The following is a 22,243-nucleotide window of genomic DNA, read 5'->3' as shown; positions in this document are numbered from 1 at the left end:
CTCACCAACGAGGCATGGTGCGTTTATCCTGTTGCTTTTTTCTCAACTAAAACTTAAATGGCCCAGCCACCCGCATAAAAAGCAACGAGTATACCTGCAATAATCACCGTGCCAATATTGAGTTTATTAAACTCTCCAGAAACAACGCGTCCAACAATCAACGACGCAAAACCCAGCATAATGCCAGTGACAATGTTACAAGTAAGGACAATAAATACAGCGCACACCAAACCCGATAAAGCGTCAACAAAATCTTGCATATCAAGCTTACTCACATTGCTTAACATCAGTAAACCAACATACATTAAAGCTGGCGCCGTTGCATAGGTTGGTACCAAATTGGCAAGTGGTGAAAAAAATAACATTAATAAGAAAAGTAAACCCACTACAACAGCCGTTAGACCTGTTTTTCCCCCTGCTGCGGTACCAGCAGCCGATTCAATATAAACTGCCGCAGGCGATGCACCGATCAAACCTGCAAAAATACTGCTGATTGAGTCAGAGGTTAGAGCTTTACCACCGTTAATAATCTGACCATCTTTACCGATCAATTCGGCTTGCCCAGCTACTGCGCGAATCGTTCCAGTAGCATCAAAAATTGCTGTCATGACCAACGCTAACACAACAGGTAAAACAGCAATGTCTAATGCCCCGCTGATGTCAAGCTTTCCAATCAAGGAAGATTCAGGAGAAAAGGATGGAAAAGACATAAATCCAGTGTAAACAACATTCGGATCAATAATTAAGCCGATAAACGAAATCACGGCTACAACGAGCAAAATACCTCCCGAAAAACCGCGTTTAGCCAATCCAAAAATGGCTGCTAACCCTAATAAAGACATGATAACGGGAAAAGAAGTGAATTCACCTAACTTTACTGGTAAACCAGCTTGCTCTGGATTTTCAATAACTAAACCAACGCTATTAGCAGCAATCAGCAATAAAAATAGGCCAATACCAATGCCTGTGCCATGTGCAATACCAAGCGGTAAATTCTTAAGTATCCATGCACGGATACCCGTTACCGTAATTAAGGTAAAGATAATACCCATCAAAAATACAGCGCCCAACGCGACAGGAACGGGTACTTTTTGACCTAATACAAAACTAAAGGCTGTAAAAGCAGTTAATGAGATCGCGCAACCAATAGCCATTGGTAACTTGGCCCAAAAACCCATTAATAAAGAACCAAAAGCTGACAATAAGCATACGGCTATAAAAACGCCTTCAGCAGGAAAACCAGCTATTTTAAGCATGCCAGGCACTGCAAAAATGGAATACACCATAGCTAAAAAGGTGGTCAATCCTGCAATCAATTCTTGTTTGATTGAACTGCCACGTTCAGGAATAAGAAAAAACTTACCTAATGCCAGTTTGGCTGTGCAGTTTGATTTAGTATCTGCCATATTTGCCTCTTAATATAAAGATTATCGAAATTCTTCTCGAGCAAACGCCATGTCACCATTTACATAAGTACGATAAATGGAACGGTCATCGCCAAGTACAATTAACGCAAACAGCTTTTCTATTAGGCTAGAAGAACGATGATAACGCAACTTCTGTAAGGGCGTTGCGATCGGATCAATAACAACAAAATCGGCTTCTTTACCCATATCAAAATTACCGATCAAATGGTCAAGCGATAAAGCTTTAGCGCCTCCTATCGTAATCATATAAAATGCTTCTAATGCTGAGAATGAGTAGTGTTGTAGCTGCGTAACTTTATAAGCTTCATTGAGTGTCTGTAATTGACACATACTGGTTCCTGCGCCAATATCCGTACCAAGACCAACCCGAACTTGCTTTTCTTGTGCCTTTGAGTGACAAAAAAGACCGCTACCAAGATATAAATTGGAAGTCGGGCAAAATGCTATGGTAGAGTCTGTTTGTGCTAGGCAATCCCACTCATCCTCATTTAAATGTACACCATGCGCAAAAACACTATGCGATCCAGTTAAACCATAGGAATGGTACACATCCAAATAATTTTTATGTTTCGGAAAGAGGGATTGCACCCATTTAATCTCATCTAAGTTCTCGCATAAATGCGTATGAACATAGGTATCCGGATAGGCCTGCTTTAATTGCCCTGCCAAGGCTAACTGCTTATCTGTTGAAGTAGGCGCAAAACGAGGGGTAATAGCATAAAGCAAACGATGGTATTTATGCCATTTTTTAATTAATTGTTCGCTATCTGTATAGCTATCCTCAGGAGTATCCAATAAAGCTGCTGGTGCATTGCGATCCATCATGACTTTACCTGCGATCATGCGCATATTGATAGCATCTGCTGCTTGAAATAGGGCATCTACCGATTCAGGATGAACGGTACATAGTGCTAGTGCAGTTGTAGTACCATGGCGCAACAATTCCTTGATAAAAACAGATGCCATCGTGGTAGCATAGGCTTGGTCAGCATAACGCATTTCGGTTGGAAAGGTATAGCGATTTAACCATTCAAGCAACTGTTCGCCATACGCACCCACCATTTCCATCTGCGGGAAATGAATATGGGTATCAATGAAGCCTGGCAGAATCCATTTATTTGGATAATGGGTGACCGAACAATTTTCGGGCAATAAAAACTGACCAGTTTCCCAAGAACCAGACCAGTTTATTTTGCCATCTATGAGAATTAATAATCCATCCTCAATATACCGAAATTGTGAAGCAAGCTGCTGTGCGGTTTGCACTGGTTTGATAAAATCTAATAAGGAACCCCGCACTGCTTGAGCTACACTCTGTTCTTTCATCTAGCTACCCCAATGATAACTGAAAAGCGCTCGCGCCATATAGGCTAAATTTTTAAAATTTACCCAAGCCACGCAAAATCCTTTCGGGTTTAAAGTGCCATTCCCTTAACCAAACACCACAAGCATCGTGAATTGCCGCAGCAATTGATGGTGAAGCACCATTCATACCAATTTCTGAAATAGATTTTGATCCATACGGCCCAACCTTATCATCACTTGGCACAAGAAAAGCCCTAAAATCGCGCGGAATATCACCAATTTTTGGTGCACCATACGATTTTAGATCACGCGTGAGTGGTATACATTGGTCATCATAAAGAATAGCTTCATACATGCTATGTCCAATGGCGCGCATACTAGCCCCATATACTTGACCTAAGGCAAGTTCAGGATTGATAGGTGTTCCACAATCCAAAAAGGCATAGAATTTTTCTAAACGAATCTCGCCAGTACGTATATTAACAGCCACCTCAGCAAAATTAGCGCCATATGGGAAACAGGATTCAGGAGTAATATAAGTACCTAATCCTTCAATTTGTCCAAAACCTGTACCAGTCTCAGCATTACGTGCTATTTCTTGATAGCTAACTGACGAAGTTTTGCCTTTGATGATGCCCGGGTAAACAATGCTTAAAGCAGACATGGGTTCGTTTAAAATTTTTGCAGCAGACTTTAATATTAACTGACGAACAGCCTCTGCAGCAAGTTTTGCAGCATTACCTGAAAACACGGTACCAGATGAAGCATAAGCACCTTTATCAAAGGGTGCGTGGTCAGTGTCACCCGAGAGCACCAATACATGCTCAATTGGGCAAAATAGCATTTCAGCCACTAATTTTGAAACGACTAAATCCAATCCTGTGCCAATATCGGCGCCACCAGAATGAACAATAAAAGTCCCATCGGAAATCAATCGAACATGGCAGTTCGCTTGGTCAATATCAGGAATACCAGATTTTTGCTGAATCAGTGCTAAGCCACGACCTACTTTCCAATCTCTACCAAGCAAAGATTCTTTTGGAGTACCCCAACCAATCAATTGACGTCCCTGTTTTAGAATTTCTTCCAGTGCGCAACTAGATGCTCGAGGAATAGAGGTTGGTACTACTTTACCCTCTCCTACTTTACCTAAAATAGCTAGCTCCTCTCCTTCCACTACACGGTTTTTCTCAATTATCGTCAACTGATCAATATCCAATTCTTTAGCCAGCTCAGCCATCGCCATCGTGAGTGCAAAATTGCCTTGTGGCGCTCCATATCCTTGATAGGCACCATTAGGACAAATATTGCTGTAGTAGGTCGTTACTTTAAAGCCAGCATTATCACATGGGTAAAGCGGCAAAGCTAAAGCAGGGCCGTTACTCGGCACGGTTAGTGAGTGATTGCCATAAGGGCCTGTATTAGCGGCAAAGTCCATAAAGATAGCGGTCAATGTTCCATCTTTTTTAGCCCCCAACTTAACGGTAACACGCGTCGTATGGCGACTAGAAGTACAAATAAACTCTTCTTCTCGTGTGTGATGGAAATAAACAGGTTTACCTGTAACAAAAGTTGCCCAAGCACAAACTTCCTCAACTAAAATATCTTGCTTAGAGCCAAATCCGCCACCAATCCGCTCTTTAACAACATGTACACGTGTTTGCGGAATCTGCAGTTGTTTAGCAATCACACGGCGTACATGGAATGGCACTTGCGTTGAAGCGTGCACAATCACGCGATCACCATCCATATAGCTGTAAGCAATATGGTTTTCAACAGGAGTTTGTTGTGCTTGGGTTGAGCGATAGGTGCGTTCTATCACCACATCCGCTTCTTGCAAACCGCGCTCTACATCCCCAATATGACCATGGAAACTTGCAGCAATATTTCGGCGCGGTTCACTGCCAATAGGAAAGTTGAAAATCATTTTCCCTGCACGAAGATCGGCTAATCGATTCTGTTCAGCAAGATCATCTGGAGCACCCACAATATACTCAATTAACTCATTGTGAACTATGGGTGCGTTACTCGCTTCGGCATCTTCAATCGTCATGACCGGTTTAAGTACTTCATACTCCACCTGAATGAGTAAGAGAGCCTGTGCAGCAATTTCTTCGTTAATAGCCACGACTCCCGCAACACGATCTCCGACATGGCGCATCTTCTGACCAAACATTAGCCTATCTAACGGAGAAGGCTCCGGTGCAGTCTGACCACCTGGCGTGTAAGGAATTTGTGGACAATTACGGTAAGTAATAACATGTAGCACACCAGGCAAAGCTTCGGCACGGCTAACATCTAGGCGCTTAATATAGGCATGGGCATGAACACTACGCAAAATTTTCAAAACACAAGTCTGTTTGGTGATACGATCCTCTACATAGCAAGGTTGTGCTTGAACCATTTTAATCGAATCTAATTTTGGCAATGGTTTACCAACATATTGCAAACCACCACCAAACACCGGAATTTGTGCATTCTGTGATACAGAAGTTTTTTGGCGCTGAATAACTAAATCAACAGCCTCATAGTACTGTTGATAACCGTTATCACGTACAAATAGACCACTTAATGCATCTTCTATATCTTCACGGTTAGGTTGCGGTACACGAGCGAGTAAATCGGTAAGAGCTAAAGCAACCGCAGGTTCGTTATAACCCGACTGTACAGCTCCAACGTCAATCATCGCTTGCTGTATTGGGCTGGGGTAGTTTGGCTTACTTAAACTTTCAGCCGTCTTAACTTCTGTACCCTCTAACTGTGCTGCAATTAATAAAGAGGCATTGACAATTTTATCATTCCATAAAATAGCATCTGATCCGGCAAACCCAAAACCATTATCGCTATCTCGTACAGAATGTAAACCAAACTCATGAAAAAGTAACTTTTGTACATTGTGACCAGGCTGGCAGTGAATGTGCTGAAAAACGCCATTTAAATTAAATTTCAGTTCCATTACTTTCTCCCCTGCTGCTGGCAATTCACTAAAAGATCCGCTACAACAATACCCGCTATATAGGACTTATATTCACTACTTCCTCGCAGTATATCACCCTTGGGTTTAATCGCTTGCGTAACAGCTCGCTCCAATGCTTCACCCTCTAAATTCATAGCTTCTACAGCCCTTAAGCGGGTCGCACAATCAGTAACACCATCTAACGCAATACGCATTGATCCAGTAGCAGTTAAAGAAACAGCTGCAGTTAATGTAATCAAACCATCAACTGTATGCGATATCTTACGCGTTGAAGCAGAAATAGTTACATCTGGCAGAACCACTTTTTGGATTAAAGCGCCCCGTCTCTCAGATAAATACCGCTCAAGCGTTACTTGCTCACCATTATCCAATAGCAAGTTGGCCTCCAAAACAAGCAAAATAGGCAACAACACTGAAGTATCTTGCGAAGCTGCAATTTCTCCCCCTAACGTTGCTTGATTGCGCAGATGGCGTGAATAAATAAGCTTGGCTGCCTCTTTAAGCGAATAAGGCACATCCATATGTTCAACTAAATTTTGTAAAGATGCTGTAGCGCCAATTTCCAATTGCTTGCCTTGTTTTACAATACCATCTAGCTTCAGTAGCGATAGCGATATTGCAATTGTTTCGTGATGTGGTACAGCAGCAGAATTCAGTTTAGATCCGCCACCCATGTAAGCAGCTTTACGACCATACTCCGCTTTCAATGCCAAACTCTCAGCAATCGTATTGGGTTTAAAAAATTGCACTATCATGTTCTTCTTCCTCTTGCTTGTTTGTCTTTTTAAATCCTATCTTATCGTGGTAATTGATCCATTGCTTGCCACATTTTTTTAGCTAGCTTCTTCGCTTCAGCATAAATAGGTGATATATCCCACGCAAATGCATGATTTTCATAAACAAAGCTGCCTTCTACCATAACAGAATGAACGCTACTTGCGCTCATACCAAACGCAAAATGACCCGGTAAGTTAGCAGATTCAAAAGGTGTTGGGCTCATATAATCGCAAATAGTCAAATCGGCTTTATAGCCTTTTTTAAGCTGCCCAAACTTAGCATTAAAATTACGCTCAAGCAGTATGTTGCCATTAGCTAAAAATCGTAAAAAACTATCTGGCCACAACGCACCACCTGCATCGCGATGTTTGAAAAATGCAAATTTGAGTTCTTCAAACATATCAGCACCGATACCATCTGTTCCTAAGGCAACATTCTTAAACTTTGCTAATTGTTGGTTGTAACCGACTTGATTATTCATATTTGAACGAGCGTTATGCACCAAGAATCCATCTTTATCATTCAGTATCGCAATATCTGCATCCGATAAAAACAAACCATGGCCTAAAAGAGTTTTTTGGTTAATCAAACCCACATCGTTTAACCGAACAACAATATCTTTACCGTAATGGTGATGTGAATGCGATACATCATAGCCATCCTCTGCAACATGAATGTGAAGACCGCGTTTAGTTTTATTAATGGCTTCTTTTAACAAAGATAAACCAGCATCAGAGACTGTAAAAGGTGCATGGGCTCCTATATGCGCCTCTACCAAATAAGGCGTTGCTTGCTTGACCCGATCCGCATCAATGCTCTGGGCAAAAACGATATTTTCTTCCACACCTGCCTCTAGTTCCCGCAAACCATGATTGCGATCTGTTGTCTCATAACAAGTCATACCACGCAATCCAGCTTTTAAAAAAGCCTTGCGCAATGTGTTAAGAGAGCCTTTGATAAATTTCGGTGAAGCATGGTGATCAATTACCGCTGTACAACCATTTTTGATCGCTTCGATGACACAAACAAGGCCACTGTAATATAGTATTTCTTCATCCAGCGCACGATCAAGTCGCCACCACAGATTTTTAAGTGTGGATACAAAATCGGGGCAAGGTTGAATATCAGCCATGATGCCTCTTGCTAAGCCCGAATAAAAGTGATTGTGTGAACAAACGATGCCGGGCATAACAAGCTTACCTTGTAGGTCTTTTAATTGTGCATGTGGATACTGACTAGCAAGCTGCTGCCCAACAGCAACAATCTCTGTGCCATCAATCGCAATATCCACGCCTTCCTGAACAGAAGCGGGCTCTATTCCAACAGCAATAACATTTTTGAGCAAAATCATAGATTATTCCTCCACAGCGCCAAGAAGGTAGGGGTGCTCTTCATGAATATAGTGAATAATGCGGGATATATCCTCTAATTCATTCGGGGCATTTTTTAGTTGGCCCGCTTCACATTTTAAAGTATGTACTTGCCCATCAAATCGAATCAGCGCCTCACCGTCTTTCAATAGAAAACCGGGGTTGGTACTGTTATCAAAATCTTGCCGTAAATTAAAAATGGTCACCTTATCCTTATAAGGTCGATCATCCCATGGACAAAACTGCCCACAATTACCACATTCGTTGCAGTAGGCATCTACATGGATAATTTGGTAGGGATCACGAAAACCAGGAATAGGCAAAGAAAGGTTTGCGCGATTAGGACACACATCTGTACATTTGCTACAAATATAGGAGCACTCCAAACAACGCTTTGCTTCTTGCTGCGCAAAAGCTTCTACTTTATCTTTGTTCACTAGCTTTAAAGGTATAGATGCCTTACGTTCGTAGATTTCACCAAATCCTGTTGGAGAAATAAAGTTATAGTCCTGATGAGATTGGTTTTCGCGTGCTAAGATAGCATCCGCTGCTTTACGAGCGCCTCCGATGGCAGCGACAATAGAAGAAGGTCCAGACTGAACATCACCGATAAGGAAAACACCAGATAAAGCAGTCTCACAAGTCTTAGCATCTACTTGAATAGAACCATCTGATTCTACAGGCAGACCGATTTCCTGAAGAAGCGGAAAATCAATCTGCTCTCCAGCAGCCGTAACAACTGTATCAACTTTTGCCGTAAATATTTTATCCGTTGCCACAGGACGTCTTCGACCTTTATCATCCTTCTCACCAAGTACCATAGTACGAACCGTTAAAGTACCGTCACGATCAAAGCGCTCAGGATTCGACAAGAAACAGAAGTTAACACCCTCTTCTAATGCTTCAAGATATTCTTCTCGATAAGCTGGCATTTCTTTTTCAGTGCGACGGTAAAAAACAGTTACTTTTTTAACGCCTGGCGCTTTTAATGCGGAGCGAGCACTATCCATCGCAGTATTTCCAGCTCCAATAATGGCTACATGCTCTCCAAGTTGTAGCGATACGCCCTGATTACGCTGCCGAAGAAAACTGAGCGATTTATAGATATTAGTATTGTCGCCAACTAGCTTTACTTCTGTACCTTTATCAACACCAATACCTAGACAAATGTACTGATATCCTTGATCACGAAGCTTTTGCACCGTTAAATCACCACAATTATAGGTAAACTTAACGCCGTGCTCCGCTACAAAGTCAACATCATGCTGAATAACCTCAGACGGAATACGAAACTGAGGAATAATGTTTTTAACAACACCTCCTGCGTTTTTTTCTTTTTCAAAAATCATCACCGGATAACCAACACGAGCTAAGAAATAAGCTGCTGATAAGCCAGCAGGCCCCGCGCCAAGCACAGCAACTGGTTTTTTGTTTATTAAAGCAGGCTTATGCCATTTTGCCTTGTAACCCGCCCAACCTTTTTCAACAGCTACTTTTTTAATAGCTCGAATATCAAGTGCCTTTTCATAATCACGGCGCGTACAGTTATATTCGCATTGGTGGTCGCAAATATGTCCAGTGATAGCAGGCAATGCATTTTTTGCGTAAATAAGTTCAAGCGCTTCAATATACCTACCTTCTCCAACTAGGCGTAAATATTCCGGTACATTCTGCTCAATCGGGCATGCTACAACGCAAGGCGCTACATAACAATCGGTAATCGGTAATGGCGCATGAACAGCAATTGTTTCCGATCCACGCCAAACTTTCTGCGTATAGTCTGCTGTTAAAGATTTTTGCGCTAGAGCTTCAAGTTTTGCGATATTAACTTGGTTCATCCCCCACTCTTCACTTTCCTCTAACAGCTTCGCGCATTCCATCATCCTCAAATACCCGCCTGGCTTTAATAAATCGGTAGCCATTGTAATAGGTCGAATGCCTGCTTCAAAAATTTCTTGAATATTAAACTGATTGGCGCCACCTGAGTAAGAGATAGGAAGTTTGCCATCAAAAGCTTTCGATAAAACTAGCGCGACATTGATGGATAAAGGAAATAAAGCGCGGCCTGACATATACATCTCACCGCCCGGTAAAACACCTTTATCATTGATAGAAGCTAGTGTATTCGTTAATTTTACCCCAAAACCCAACCCTAATTGTTTGCTTAAATCCATCAAACGGCGCAACATAGAAATGGCATCATCCAATATAAGGTCGTGCGTAAATCCTTCTTTATTAAGACCGATATAGTCAAACCCACATTGATCCAAAATTTCTCGAACACGATCATAGCCAAGAAGCGTTGGGTTAAGTTTAACAAAAGTATGTAGTCCCTTCTCTTCAAGCATATAGCGACAAATTGCCTCAATTTCATGCGGCGGGCAGCCGTGCATCGTTGAAAGCGTTAAACTGACCACGAGTTTGTGAGGGATTTTGTCTGGTAGAGTTTTGAGGCGATCAACGCGATCTTGCAAGTCGACTGTTTTGATAAATTCAGGATCATTAATAAACTGCCGTAGCTCTTCGCGATATTGCACAAACTTCGGGTGCTTGCTTGCATCAATCATATTGTCAATGAAAGCTTGCATGGGAGGTTCTTTAATGCCTTTTAAGTCATAACCAACGCTCATGTTAAAAATAAAAGAGCGGGCTTGGCCGTTCATACGTGGATCGAAAATTTCTTCAAGGAGATATAAGGCAAACCATGCTTTCAGGTATTCATCATAAGCTTTTTGAAGTGTGAACTCGGTCGACCATTCCGTGTTAAAAGCTTCATCTTCGGCATCAATACAAGGTTTTTCAATTTCAAGACGATCCATGATCTGAACAGTTTTGAGTTCAATAAAGCGCCCACCAGTTAACCAAGAAGTTACAATATTTTGCGCAAGCTGTGTATGAGGACCTGCTGCAGGACCAACAGCTGTTTCACAAGTTTCTTCAAAAACCTTAATCAACTTATTATGACGCCGTCTATAAAACTGTTTTTCCGGGATGCCAAAAATAGTTTTATCTGCTTTAAATTCACCAAAAATACGCTTCAAAATTTCCTTGAAGGAAACAGGACGCATAATATCGGCCACAGCACTCTCCTTTGGTCAACGTATAAATAGTATGTAATCATTCAACAAAGGGTGTACTTTACCACTAATTAGCTTAAAAAAGCTGAAAATTTTGATGAGTTATCATCGTGTTTTAATGCGTTGCGCATTTCAAATAATAATTTAGATGCGAGCACCATTTTGTAGCAATATTTGGTAGTCTGTTAGTGTATCAATATCATGATATATGCGTGTATCTGCTAATCCCAGATAGTGTTGATATTCTGACTTTAAAATCAATTGGCGCATAGATCCATTAGGCTGTGCAGCTTGAATAAGCGGTACTATCTTTTTTGATAGAAGAACAGGATGACCAGGCTGTGCAGGGTTGCCTGGAAATATTACATCATAATGGCGAAAAGACCATAAAGTACGATATAAATCAACCTCAAGGTAAGGCATATCACCATGGCTGATAAAAAAATAATCCTGCGTTAGAACTCGAAGGCCTGTTTGTATGGATCCTAACATCCCCCTAGCATAATACAAATTATTTAAGACAGTAACACCTTGCAAATCTCGATAATATGTAATCAGTTCATCGGCACGATAACCCGCAACCAAGATGACCCTGTGGCAAGCTGCTAGTCCATTATGAATCGCAGCATCTAGCAAAACACCCTTCTTATACGGCAACATCATTTTCCAAGCACTCATGCGAGAAGATAAGCCAGCTGCTAAAATGAGGCAATCCGCTGCTAGTTTTGGTTGGTTTGTTTTGGTACGGCCTATGTCATCCATTATATTGCCTGATCAGCATACCCAAGTATCAATACCCGCTATTATTGCACTGGTTGGTGCGGGCGGCAAAACCAGTTTGCTTTTTTGGTTAAGCCTTTATTTCAAAAAAATGGGCTTAAAGGTGCTTTGTACGACAACAACTGCGATGTATCGTCCTGATCCATCGCAGTACGACTATCTTGTGATTCATCATGAATTTACACAACTTTTAACTGTACTCAATCAATCCCCGAAAGCAACGGTGACTTATTGTGCTACAACCTATGCAACAAGCACAAACAAGGTAAAAGGATTGTCACCGAATGATGTTGACCGAATTGATGCTCACCATATTTTTGATGTTATCTTAGTTGAAGCAGATGGAGCAAAAGGTTTGCCTATTAAAGCGCCAGATGATCATGAACCTTGTTTGCCGATTCGAACAACAATTGTATTGGCCGTTATAGGGGTTGATGCAATACTTCAATCAGCTCAACCTAACGCCATCCACCGTTGGCAAAAATTTGCTAGTCTTACAGGATGTCAAGAAAATACGATGATTGATGAGAAAATATTGCAACCTCTTATCGATGAACCTGATGGGCTATTTAAAAATAGCGCAAGTGAAAATATCACGAAAATTTTAGTTATTAACAAATTAGATGTAATAGATTCAGTATCGTCTCTTTATGCATTACTAAAAAAATTAACGGGCCTACTGAAAAATGTCAGATTGAGAAAAATTTGGCTAACTAGTGTCAAAAATAATACGGTGCAAACATTTAATATAAACGAATAATGAGCTATCACTCAGTCATGAGTGATTTTGTAATTTTTGGACACGCCTGAATTTTCATCCAGCTTCCCGCTTGAATGTAGTATGCCTAATCAAATATCGAGCTTCAAGTTTAGCAACAACTGACTTCACTAACCTCAAATGTAGAAGCATCTTGTTTAATTATATATCTAGTGGTTAACCATCAACCAGTTTTTGCTCTGGATGCTAGAACAACTAAAATAACTTCATTATGCGTTGTAAAAAATGACTGGACAAATAATTGAGTTTTAAGAAACCTTACAGGTATAATTAAGATTGTACCTAAGTTGTATCCTCTTTTAGGAGTATTTCATGGCGCTAGGAACCCCCGCGACCCGTCAAGACGCCATTGCTAAGGTTACCGGAAAAGCACGGTTCACAGATGATCTTACGATGCGCGGTATGCGTTTTGCGCAGTATGTCAGAAGCCCTATAGCGCATGGTAAAGTAAAATCCATTGATACATCAGAAGCATTGGCTTTGCCGGGCGTTGAGGCTATTTTTACCTATAAAGATGTTCCTCAAATCCTTTTTCCTACTGCAGGACACGCCTACTCACTTGATCCTGCAAAACGTGATGTAGCCGATCGCCTATTACTCACCGATCACGTCAAACATCATGGTGATGGCGTAGCAATTGTTGTCGCAAAAGACAAGATCACAGCGGATCAAGCAGTGCATTTGATTAAGGTTGATTATGAACCTTTGCCTATTATGCTAACAGCTAAAGAAGCGCTTGCGCCAAACGCTGTACCACTGCATCCGAATGGTAACTTACTTAAGCAACATGAAATTCTTGCAGGAGGCAATTTTGATGAAGCGATGCAACAGGCCGACCAAATCGTAGAGGCAGATTATCACACACCAATTGCTCAGCATTGTCACATGGAAACTGTGATTTCCTATGCATATATGGAGCATGATAATCATATTATTATTGTTTCTAGCACACAAATACCACATATCGTGCGACGTATTGTTGGCCAAGCCTTAGGGCTTCCATGGTCTCATATACGAGTCATCAAGCCTTATTTAGGTGGTGGTTTTGGCAACAAACAAGATGTGTTAGAGGAACCAATGTGTGCTTTTTTAACCATGAAACTCGGTGGCATACCCATTAAAATTGAGTTAACACGTGAGGAAAATTTTCTCGGATCTCGCACAAGACATTCTTTCGATATTCATGGGAAAATGGGCGTTAAAAAAAATGGAGTCATTACGGGTTACCGAATGGAATCACGCTCCAATACAGGCGGTTACGCTTCACATGGGCACTCCATCGTTTCAGCAGGTGCTAACAAAATTTCCTACCTTTACCCGCGGACTGTCTTCAATTATTGCGCGCAAACCTATTATTCGAACTTACCAAATGCCGGAGCGATGCGCGGTTATGGAGCTCCTCAAGCGATTTTTGCGCTAGATTGTCTTGTGGAAGAAGCAGCTCATAGTATCGGTATGGATCCGGTTGAAATGCGCCTTAAAAATGTTGCAAAACTAGGGGATGTCAATCCAGTTAATCATAAAGAAATTAAAAGCTGCGGCATGATTGAATGCCTAGAAAAAGGGCGTGAACTATTTGACTGGCAGAAAAAATATAAAACTTATCAACATCAAGATGGAGAAGTCCGCCGTGGTGTAGGTGTTGCCTGTTTTAGTTATGGGGCTAATACTTACCCAAATGGTGTTGAAATAGCTGGTGCTCGCTTGGCGCTAAACCAAGATGGTACGATTAACTTACAAGTCGGTGCAACAGAAATTGGGCAAGGCTCCGATACAGTTTTTGCTCAAATGGTAGCCGATACATTGGGTATGCCCTTTAAAATGATTCGTACTATTTCAACGCAAGATACCGACATTACCCCGTTTGACCCCGGCGCTTTCGCATCGCGAGAAAGCTATGTTGCTTCTGCTGCAATTCATGAAGCGGCCGTTGAGTTAAAGCGAAAAATTTTGGAGCATGCTGCTTTTATGAGTGGCCAACCAGCTGGTTCGTTAGAACTCATAGATGGCAAAATTGTTTTTATCAAGCGATCAGACTATATTTTATATTCTATAGCTGATGTAGCAATGGATGCAATTTATCAGCAAGACTATGGCGGTCAAATTACTGCAGAAGCCTCGCATAAGACGCGCACTAATCCGCCTGCTTTTGGTTGTACTTTTGCAGAGATAGAAGTTGATATTCCGTTATGTAAAATTACCGTTAAAGATATACTGAATATGCATGATTCTGGACGAATCTTGAATCCACAATTGGCTTCAGGTCAAGTTGATGGCGGTATGGCAATGGGCATTGGTGCTGCTCTTTTTGAGGAAATATTAATTGATCCCGCAACTGGTCTTATTCGAAATAGCAACCTGTTAGATTATAAGTTTCCAACCATCATGGATGTACCATCCATGCGTCATGCTTTTGTGGAAACTTGGGAACCTCAGTCAACATATGGCAATAAGTCTCTGGGGGAGCCACCTATTTTGACACCGAGTCCTGCAATTCGAAATGCAGTGTGGATGGCAACGGGTGTTAAGATTAATGAAATGCCTATCACACCAAGAGTGCTTTATCAGAACTTTATTGCACATGGACTGCTAAAGGGAATTGATCATGTATGACATTAAAACCTATCATCGTGCTGATTCCCTTAACAAAGCCCTGAAACTGCTAGTAGATAATCCAGAAGCCTGCCTTGTCGCCGGAGGCACTGATGTACTCATTAAACTACGCCATCACAATAAACGTTTACAGCACTTGGTCGATATCCATCATTTAAAAGAATTGACTTACATTAAAGAACTTGAAGATGGTACCGTCCGTATTGGCAGTGGCACAACTTTTACTCAAATTATGGAGTCTGATATTATTGCTCAGACTATTCCTTCACTAGCGCAGGCTTTGACAACGGTTGCTGGTCCTCAAATTCGTAATATAGCAACGATAGGAGGTAATATTTGTAATGGTGCACCCAGTGCCGATGCAACCCCCCCCTCCATCGTGTTAGGAGCAGAAGTTGAGATCACTTCCTTAAATAGCGCAAGAAAGATGCTACTTGAGCAGTTTTATTTAGCACCTGGTAAAGTTGATTTAAAGCACAATGAAATTGCAACAGCTTTTTTGTTTAGAAAAGAAAATTACCAGCAAGTCGGTGGTTCTTACTATAAATACGCTATTCGTGAAGCAATGGATATTGCAACCATTGGTTGTGCTGCGGCTTGCCGTATTGAAAATGGTGTTTTTCGCTTATTTAAGCTCGCCTATGGCGTTGCCGCACCTACGCCGATTCGCACACCAACAGCAGAAAAAGCCGCATTAAATCAACCTGTTAATGAAGATACGCTAAACAAGATTCAGCAGGCAGTATTAAAAGATGTATCACCTCGCGATTCTTGGCGAGCAAGTAAAGCCTTTCGTTTACAAATTATCCACACTTTAGCTAAGCGCGTTGTCATAAAAGCCATCGCAAACGCAGGAGGAAGCATAGAGCATGACTAAAATTTCTTGCGTGATCAATGAACAGCCTTATCAATTTGAAATTGATCCACGATTATCACTTTTGGAATTATTGCGGGAAAATGGCTTTACATCTGTTAAAGAAAGTTGCGGTGTTGGTGAGTGTGGATCTTGTACAGTATTGGTGGATAACATACCTACAGACACTTGCATTCAACTTGCAGTTTGGGCAGATGGAAAAACGATTCGCACAGCAGAAGGCGAACATAAAAATGGTGTTTTATCTTCTATTCAGCAAGCATATGTTGATAAAGGTGCTGTACAGTGTGGTTTTTGTACTCCAGGACTCATTATGACAAGTACAGCTATCATTGAAAAATATAGCGGTCAAATGTTATCTCGAGAAAAAATTCGCCGTGAGTTGGCTGGAAATCTTTGCCGTTGCACGGGCTATGAAAAAGTTATTGATGCCGTTCAAGCAGCTCTTGCAAAAACAATGGAATCCCCTGCAAAATAAAATAATATTTGGCTAAGCAGAATTACTTAAATTAAAGAGGCTATATGAACCATTTTTTTGCGCAAATCGCTCAACTGGAAGCGTTGCGTATTCCTTTTGCTTTAGCGGTAATAGTCGAAACAAAAGGCTCCACACCGAGGCATCAAGCACAAATGATCGTCAAAACAGATGGCACCATTATCGGTACTATCGGCGGTGGTATGCTGGAGCGTTTTGTGATCAAGGAAGCCTTAGAAGCGATTCGTTTAGGGGAGCCTCGCTTAATAAGCGGTAATTTATCACATCACGGCACAGAGGCACTTCATATGGACTGTGGGGGATCTGCCAAAGTCCTCATCAATGTATTTGGACAATCAGCTCAACTCGTTCTTGTTGGTGGAGGTCATGTTAATCGCGCTATTGCATATCTTGCTCACCGTTTAGGTTTTTCTATTACTGTATTAGATACCTACGCACCTAATCTTGCTGAACACTTATTCCCGGAAGGGACTCAATGTATTTTAGGCAAAAAATTAAAGGCAGCCATTGATGAAGTTAATTTTAATCCAGCAACCTATGTCATTATAGCAACTAATCATGAAGATCGAGTTGCCCTCGCTACGCTTGCTAATCAATCCATACGCTACCTTGGTATTATGGCAAGCCACCATAAATCACAAATTTTGTTAAATATGCTTCTTCAAAATGGTGTACCGGAAACCGTTGTTCACCATATCCATTCACCAGTAGGACTAGATATTGGTGCTGAGACACCTGAAGAAATTGCGATAAGTGTGATGGCAGAAATACTGAGCGTTAAAAATCAAACCTCTGCTTTACCACTTTATCGAATGACTGCTTTACAAAAAGAGCGGCTTGTTGTCATTCGTGGAGCTGGCGAAATGGGCACTGGTGTTGCTGTACGATTGCATAAAGCAGGTTTTCGGATTGCGATGCTTGATGTTGCTGAACCGACCTCAATTCGTAATACAGTTGCGTTTTCTGAAGCTATCCGTTTAGGATCCATGACAGTTGAAGGTATTCAAGCAAATAAGGCAAATAATCGAAGTGAAGTCGATACGATATTAAAACAAAACTGTATTGCTGTCTTAGTTGATCCATCCGGCAATCATATTCAATCTTTATCACCAACTTATGTCATAGATGCTATCTTGGCTAAAAAAAATCTTGGTACGGAAATAAATATGGCGCCTATCGTCATTGCGTTGGGATCTGGCTTCACAGCAGGGCAAGATTGCCGTGCAGTTATTGAAACAAATAGAGGACACAATCTTGGCAAAGTAATTTATGAAGGCTGTGCCGAAGATAATACAGGCGAACCAGGTAGCATTATGGGTTATGCCCATGAACGACTCGTGCGTGCACCAATAGATGGGCGATTCATCGCCAAAGCACGCATTGGTGATCTTGTCAAAAAAACACAAATTATCGCTTATATAGATAAAACACCTGTATTAGCTCCTATTGATGGCATGTTACGCGGCTTAATTCATTCTGGCGCAGCCGTGCATCAAGCAATGAAAATTGGTGATGTTGATCCGCGCGGCAGTAAAATAGATCCTATGACTATTTCTGACAAAGCACGTGCAATCGCAGGTAGTGTATTGGAAGCTATGTTATACCTTGCTAAGTTTTAATTGGATTCTTTTAAAGAATATGTTATATTCCCATTGTGGAGTTGGTTTTTTTAGTCAGCCGATTGTCTCTTAAAGTTCTCAAATGGCTTTCTTTGCTCGAGTCATGTGCATGTGCTGAAAGATAACGTGCTTGTGTAGTGCAAGCTTGTTGTGTTTGGCTTTAGTTGTTTTTGAGTAACATGTGATGATGTATAGCAAAGGCGAAAAATGTATTCGATTCGTTTAGAAGCTGTCAATAAGACTTATATTGTTAATAAACAACGCATTACAGCACTGCAACAGGTAAGTTTTGCTGTTGAGGCTGGTGAGATATTCGGTATCATTGGCTATTCTGGTGCGGGCAAAAGTACGCTCATTCGCCTTATCAATCTTCTAGAAAAGCCCGATAGTGGTACCATCTTCATTGATAACACTAATATTACCGAACTAAATCAAGCTGCTTTGCGTAGTCTGCGCCAGCAAATCGGCATGATTTTTCAGCATTTCAATTTGTTATCCTCCAGAACAGTTGCAGAGAATATACGACTTCCTTTAGAGTTAGTTGGCGTATTATCCAAATTCGATCAAGATGCACGTGTTGTCGAATTACTCAAATTAGTTGGTTTGCATCATTTAGCAAATCATTATCCTCGACAACTCTCAGGTGGGCAAAAACAAAGAGTTGGTATTGCAAGAGCACTGGCGAATAGACCAGGTATTTTATTATGTGATGAAGCAACCAATTCCTTAGATCCACAAACAACCCATGATATCTTGGATCTGATTGCCAAAATTAATCGTAAATTTCATCTCACTGTTGTATTAATTACTCATGAAATGGATATTATTCGGCGTGTTGCCGATAAAGTAGCCGTATTAGACAAGGGTTGTATCATTGAAATGGGTTCAGTCCTGCAATGTTTTTTGCGCCCCCAAAAAACAGTGACGCGACGCATGATTGGCCAATTACAGCATACCGATGAACTCATTGAGTCAGGAGTGCTACACAATATACAGGGCCAAATTTGGCGCCTTACTTTCATTGGTAAAACAACTAGCGAGCCTTTTTTAAATAAGGTCGCCAAACAATTTGATGTGCAATTTAGTTTATTGCAAGGCTCAGTAGCAAAACTAAAAAATGCCCCTTATGGACAACTTGTGCTTGAACTTAAGGGAAGCGATAAAACATTGCAATTGGTTAAAGCGTATTTTGAGGCCAATCTCGTAACGGTTGAAATTATATTGCCTCAAACAGTTAAAAAGAAAGGGTTTAGTCATGCATTGGGATATAACCAGTATTGATTGGGTGGAAATAGGTTTTGCAACACTTGATTCACTCTATATGGTTTTAGCCGCCCTACCCTTTACCTTGCTCATCGGATTACCGCTAGGCATTATTATGTTTCTCACAGCACAGGGCGGATTATTAAAAAAACTTTGGCTCTATAATATTTTATCGCAAATTGTTAATGCGTTGCGTTCGATGCCTTTTTTAATTTTAATGGTAGCTGTGATCCCTTTGTCGGCTACGGTCATGGGGGATGTCATCGGTATACGAGGAGTCGTCCTACCACTTATTATTGGCGCAGCACCTTTTTTTGCACGGCTCGTGGAAATTGCATTACGTGAAGTAGATCGCGGCATAATTGAAGCCATGCAATCACTCGGCGCAACCTTATGGCAAATTATTTATAAGGGTCTATTGCCAGAAGCCTTCCCGGGTATTGTTGCCTCTATCACAGTCACAGCAATTACCCTTTTAGCTTATTCAGCTTTATCCGGTGCACTCGGTGGCGGTGGCTTAGGGGAATTGGCGATCCGATATGGCTATTATCGCTATGAAACAGCAGTCATGGTAGTCACGATAGTCATTCTAGCAATCATGGTTGCAATCATTCAAGAACTCGGAGATTGGTTGGTACGCGTTGTCTCTCATTAGTAATTCCTTTTACAAGGAGTAAGTGATGATTAAAAAATATATCGCTATATTATTGTTATGTTTAACGGCTGGTTTTTCGTCAGCTTTTGCCGCGCAAACCCTTGTCGTTGGTGCGTCGCCCGTGCCTCATGCTGAAATTTTGACATTTCTTAAACCCATCCTAGCCAAGCAAGGCGTTAATCTACGTATCGTCGTTTTTACAGACTATGTGCAACCCAATCAACAATTGTTTGCTAAAAAACTTGATGCGAATTTTTTTCAACATGCTCCCTTTTTGAATGATTTTAATGCGAAACATCACTCCAATTTGGTGCCAATTGCTAAAGTGCATATTGAACCTTTTGGAATATATTCTAGTAAATATCGCTCTATTAAAGAATTGCCACATGGTGCGACCGTTGTCATTCCGAACGATCCTTCTAATGGAGGACGCGCACTCCTTTTATTACACCATCATGGTTTACTAAAACTGAAAAAGCCAAATAATCTTTTCTCAACAACCAAGGATATTATCTCGAATCCTAAAAATTTACGTGTAAAAGAGTTGGATGCCGCTGTATTGCCTCGATTGTTGGGACAAGTTGATTTGGCTTGTATTAATACAAATTTTGCGTTACTTGCAAAACTTTCTCCAAAAAATGCTTTAATTCTTGAGGATAGCCGCTCTGCATACGCCAATGTATTGGCAGCTAGGAAAGATAACCAAAAATCAGCATCCATTCAAAAGTTGGCTAAAGCAATTAATAGCGCAACTTTAAAGAATTTCATCCTGAAACGATATCAAAATGCTTTGGTCGTTATTTTTTAAAGGAATTGGCAAAAGCAATGCGTTTATCGCATTGCTTTTTATGTAAAGATAATATCGGCGATAAAAGTACAATATACTATTTATTATTGGCAAACCGCATGAGTGCTAACGCTGAACAAACGACTAACCATAGCAACATAAAAGCAGTGGAACGAATACCAGTCAGATCTAATAAAATTCCAAATAAAATCAACCATACTGACCCTCCTATACCGCCCATTGCACCGACTACACCAGAAACTGCTCCTATCTGGTTTGCATGATCTTCACTTATCCATTTATAAATGCTAGCTTTTCCTATAGACCAAGCAACACCTTCAATAAACATAATAATTGTAAAGATATAAACATTAAGCCCGATACTAAACTTATTGGTGCCGACTGTGATATAGGTACTTGGGCAAGACAAAAATAACAAACAGATGCTACTAACTAGCAGTACCCAAAAAGTAGTAGTACGACCTCCATATCTATCTGCCAACCATCCGCCCAATACGCCAAATATACTCGCTGGAAAAGTGAAGCATGCTGTTAGAAAAGCTGCATTCTTAAGCGTTAAATTGAATTCAACTACGTAATACCATACCATCCAAAAACTAAGTGCACCAAATGCTCCAAAAGATATGGCATAGTATAAGCATAGTTGCAATACTTTAAAGTTTGTTAAAACTTTCAGCTGTTGCATAAAAGGTATTTTTTTTGCTACAAAAGGGTGCGAATTCGAATAACCAAATAACCAAAATAAAAATACGGTCGCCACTAAAAGGCAAGCATAAATCTTCGGAACCATTGTCCAGTCAGCAATGGCTATCAATACTGGAGCTACTAGATTGCCGAGTGCGCCACCAACACTTCCTGCACCATAGATGCCCATTGCAAAACCTTGGCGATTTCTCGGAAACCAATGCGCGATATAGGGAATACCAGCTCCATATGTTGCTCCGCCTAAACCAATAAATAAGCCAAGTAATAAAAATTCCCAGTATAACGAAGCTTGGCTGACTAACCAAACTGGCGCAATTGCCAGGAGCAGTGTAACCAATATTGTTATACGACCACCAAAACGATCTGATAAAATGCCAAGTGGTGCTCTCATAATTGAGCCAGTCAAAAGCGGTATAAAAGTCAATAAGCTAAATTGAGTAGCACTAAGATTCAAAGATTTTTTGATTGGTACACCAATGACACTAAACATCATCCATACCATATAACTTACAACAAATGTCAGTGTGCTCGCTATGAGCACAGTGCCTGCTTTGTTTTTATCGAAAATGTTGTGCAAAATGTTTACCCATTCACTTAATCAACCGGAATTCTAACGAGTTTTAGAATGTCGCAACTACACTCATCATTTAATTTAGGGGCTAATCTTAGCATAGCAAAAGAAATCTTGGCATACTCTTAACAAGATTACGAAAACACCT

Annotated in this window: 16 protein-coding genes; 8 read left to right on the top strand and 8 right to left on the bottom strand. The window is 40.9% G+C overall.

Annotated elements, in window-relative coordinates; translation table 11 throughout:
- Positions 1 to 53 precede the first annotated feature (53 nt).
- From IPK86_02170 to IPK86_02140, 7 genes are all read right to left on the bottom strand, one after another.
- Entirely contained in the window at positions 54 to 1,406 is a 1,353-nt protein-coding gene (locus tag IPK86_02170; protein ID QQS16270.1) for an NCS2 family permease, read from the bottom strand.
- A gap of 21 nt (positions 1,407 to 1,427) precedes the next feature.
- A complete protein-coding gene (gene guaD / locus IPK86_02165; protein QQS16269.1) occupies positions 1,428 to 2,753 on the bottom strand; it encodes a guanine deaminase in 1,326 nt (441 codons plus the stop codon).
- Between the two features lie 52 nt (positions 2,754 to 2,805).
- Positions 2,806 to 5,688 (bottom strand): molybdopterin-dependent oxidoreductase Mo/Fe-S-binding subunit, encoded by a 2,883-nt coding sequence (locus tag IPK86_02160; GenBank protein QQS16999.1) that lies wholly within the window; start codon positions 5,686 to 5,688, stop codon positions 2,806 to 2,808.
- Positions 5,688 to 6,464: a molybdopterin-dependent oxidoreductase FAD-binding subunit gene (locus IPK86_02155; GenBank protein ID QQS16998.1), complete on the bottom strand. Its 777-nt coding sequence runs from the start codon at positions 6,462 to 6,464 to the stop codon at positions 5,688 to 5,690. The genes IPK86_02160 and IPK86_02155 overlap by 1 nt, the downstream gene beginning before the upstream one ends.
- Positions 6,465 to 6,505: 41 nt before the next feature.
- Entirely contained in the window at positions 6,506 to 7,837 is a 1,332-nt protein-coding gene (ssnA, locus tag IPK86_02150; GenBank protein ID QQS16997.1) for a putative aminohydrolase SsnA, read from the bottom strand.
- 3 nt (positions 7,838 to 7,840) lie between these two features.
- Positions 7,841 to 10,936 (bottom strand): putative selenate reductase subunit YgfK, encoded by a 3,096-nt coding sequence (gene ygfK, locus IPK86_02145; GenBank protein ID QQS16996.1) that lies wholly within the window; start codon positions 10,934 to 10,936, stop codon positions 7,841 to 7,843.
- 141 nt (positions 10,937 to 11,077) lie between these two features.
- Positions 11,078 to 11,695, bottom strand: coding sequence for an NTP transferase domain-containing protein (locus tag IPK86_02140; GenBank protein ID QQS16995.1), 618 nt, complete (start codon positions 11,693 to 11,695; stop codon positions 11,078 to 11,080).
- Between IPK86_02140 and yqeC the strand changes: the two genes are divergently transcribed.
- The 8 genes from yqeC (at position 11,685) to IPK86_02100 (ending at position 20,819) form a co-directional block, all read left to right on the top strand.
- A complete protein-coding gene (gene yqeC, locus IPK86_02135) occupies positions 11,685 to 12,473 on the top strand; it encodes a putative selenium-dependent hydroxylase accessory protein YqeC (protein QQS16994.1) in 789 nt (262 codons plus the stop codon). The two genes, IPK86_02140 and yqeC, sit on opposite strands and share 11 nt — an antisense overlap.
- Before the next feature lie 330 nt (positions 12,474 to 12,803).
- Positions 12,804 to 15,104 carry a xanthine dehydrogenase molybdenum-binding subunit XdhA gene (xdhA, locus tag IPK86_02130; protein QQS16993.1) on the top strand — a complete coding sequence of 767 codons (2,301 nt, stop codon included), beginning with the start codon at positions 12,804 to 12,806 and terminating at the stop codon, positions 15,102 to 15,104.
- Positions 15,097 to 15,981 (top strand): xanthine dehydrogenase FAD-binding subunit XdhB, encoded by an 885-nt coding sequence (xdhB, locus tag IPK86_02125; GenBank protein QQS16992.1) that lies wholly within the window; start codon positions 15,097 to 15,099, stop codon positions 15,979 to 15,981. Before xdhA ends, xdhB begins: the two co-directional genes overlap by 8 nt.
- Complete coding sequence (gene xdhC, locus IPK86_02120) at positions 15,974 to 16,456, top strand: xanthine dehydrogenase iron sulfur-binding subunit XdhC (GenBank protein ID QQS16991.1); 483 nt, start codon at positions 15,974 to 15,976, stop codon at positions 16,454 to 16,456. Before xdhB ends, xdhC begins: the two co-directional genes overlap by 8 nt.
- A 44-nt stretch (positions 16,457 to 16,500) precedes the next feature.
- Positions 16,501 to 18,093: an EF2563 family selenium-dependent molybdenum hydroxylase system protein gene (locus tag IPK86_02115; protein QQS16990.1), complete on the top strand. Its 1,593-nt coding sequence runs from the start codon at positions 16,501 to 16,503 to the stop codon at positions 18,091 to 18,093.
- Positions 18,094 to 18,300: 207 nt separating this feature from the next.
- Positions 18,301 to 19,374 carry an ATP-binding cassette domain-containing protein gene (locus tag IPK86_02110; protein QQS16989.1) on the top strand — a complete coding sequence of 358 codons (1,074 nt, stop codon included), beginning with the start codon at positions 18,301 to 18,303 and terminating at the stop codon, positions 19,372 to 19,374.
- Positions 19,349 to 20,011 carry an ABC transporter permease gene (locus IPK86_02105; GenBank protein QQS16988.1) on the top strand — a complete coding sequence of 221 codons (663 nt, stop codon included), beginning with the start codon at positions 19,349 to 19,351 and terminating at the stop codon, positions 20,009 to 20,011. Before IPK86_02110 ends, IPK86_02105 begins: the two co-directional genes overlap by 26 nt.
- Positions 20,012 to 20,036: 25 nt before the next feature.
- Positions 20,037 to 20,819, top strand: coding sequence for a methionine ABC transporter substrate-binding protein (locus IPK86_02100; GenBank protein ID QQS16987.1), 783 nt, complete (start codon positions 20,037 to 20,039; stop codon positions 20,817 to 20,819).
- A 76-nt stretch (positions 20,820 to 20,895) separates the two neighbouring features.
- Here the strand turns inward: IPK86_02100 and IPK86_02095 are convergent, their stop codons facing one another.
- Positions 20,896 to 22,065, bottom strand: coding sequence for a NarK/NasA family nitrate transporter (locus tag IPK86_02095; GenBank protein QQS16986.1), 1,170 nt, complete (start codon positions 22,063 to 22,065; stop codon positions 20,896 to 20,898).
- Between the last annotated feature and the right edge of the window lie 178 nt (positions 22,066 to 22,243).

The sequence above is a fragment of the Neisseriales bacterium genome (assembly GCA_016699915.1).
In the GTDB taxonomy this organism is placed as follows: Bacteria; Pseudomonadota; Gammaproteobacteria; order Burkholderiales; family Q3-R57-64; genus Q3-R57-64.
This window is presented reverse-complemented; position numbering and strand designations above follow the sequence as displayed.

What these genes read in the sequence shown, in the direction of transcription:
- IPK86_02160 (QQS16999.1), bottom strand. Translation starts at nt 5,688, where the DNA reads ATGGAACTGAAATTTAATTTAAATGGCGTTTTTCAGCACATTCACTGC.
- IPK86_02100 (QQS16987.1), top strand. Translation starts at nt 20,037, where the DNA reads ATGATTAAAAAATATATCGCTATATTATTGTTATGTTTAACGGCTGGT.
- ssnA (QQS16997.1), bottom strand. Translation starts at nt 7,837, where the DNA reads ATGATTTTGCTCAAAAATGTTATTGCTGTTGGAATAGAGCCCGCTTCT.
- IPK86_02105 (QQS16988.1), top strand. Translation starts at nt 19,349, where the DNA reads ATGCATTGGGATATAACCAGTATTGATTGGGTGGAAATAGGTTTTGCA.
- IPK86_02115 (QQS16990.1), top strand. Translation starts at nt 16,501, where the DNA reads ATGAACCATTTTTTTGCGCAAATCGCTCAACTGGAAGCGTTGCGTATT.
- IPK86_02110 (QQS16989.1), top strand. Translation starts at nt 18,301, where the DNA reads ATGTATTCGATTCGTTTAGAAGCTGTCAATAAGACTTATATTGTTAAT.
- IPK86_02170 (QQS16270.1), bottom strand. Translation starts at nt 1,406, where the DNA reads ATGGCAGATACTAAATCAAACTGCACAGCCAAACTGGCATTAGGTAAG.
- xdhA (QQS16993.1), top strand. Translation starts at nt 12,804, where the DNA reads ATGGCGCTAGGAACCCCCGCGACCCGTCAAGACGCCATTGCTAAGGTT.
- xdhB (QQS16992.1), top strand. Translation starts at nt 15,097, where the DNA reads ATGTATGACATTAAAACCTATCATCGTGCTGATTCCCTTAACAAAGCC.
- yqeC (QQS16994.1), top strand. Translation starts at nt 11,685, where the DNA reads ATGTCATCCATTATATTGCCTGATCAGCATACCCAAGTATCAATACCC.
- guaD (QQS16269.1), bottom strand. Translation starts at nt 2,753, where the DNA reads ATGAAAGAACAGAGTGTAGCTCAAGCAGTGCGGGGTTCCTTATTAGAT.
- xdhC (QQS16991.1), top strand. Translation starts at nt 15,974, where the DNA reads ATGACTAAAATTTCTTGCGTGATCAATGAACAGCCTTATCAATTTGAA.
- IPK86_02155 (QQS16998.1), bottom strand. Translation starts at nt 6,464, where the DNA reads ATGATAGTGCAATTTTTTAAACCCAATACGATTGCTGAGAGTTTGGCA.
- IPK86_02140 (QQS16995.1), bottom strand. Translation starts at nt 11,695, where the DNA reads ATGGATGACATAGGCCGTACCAAAACAAACCAACCAAAACTAGCAGCG.